Consider the following 225-nt stretch of genomic DNA (forward strand, 5'->3'; position numbering starts at 1 on the left):
TCAAGCCAAGTAACAGGCGGTTTAGGCACAGTATCTGTAGGAGCAAATCAAATGTCGAGTGGAGTAAATCAATTAGCAGATGGCTCAAGTCAAGTAACAACGGGCTTAGGTACTCTAAATGGTGGCCTAAATAAAATGTCCACTGGCTCAACCCAGCTAATCGACGGAGTAAATAAACTAGCAGACGGATCTGGAAAAGTAACAGATGGTCTTGTAAAAGTAAAC

Annotated in this window: 1 protein-coding gene; it reads left to right on the top strand. The window is 42.2% G+C overall.

Translation table 11 applies throughout. From position 1 onward, the window contains the following. The coding region (locus tag MR167_RS32480; RefSeq protein WP_242316310.1) for a hypothetical protein at nt 1-225 on the top strand (225 nt) is incomplete at both ends.

The organism is Bacillus cereus group sp. BfR-BA-01355 (assembly GCF_022663675.1).
Classification (GTDB): domain Bacteria; phylum Bacillota; class Bacilli; order Bacillales; family Bacillaceae_G; genus Bacillus_A; species Bacillus_A thuringiensis_S.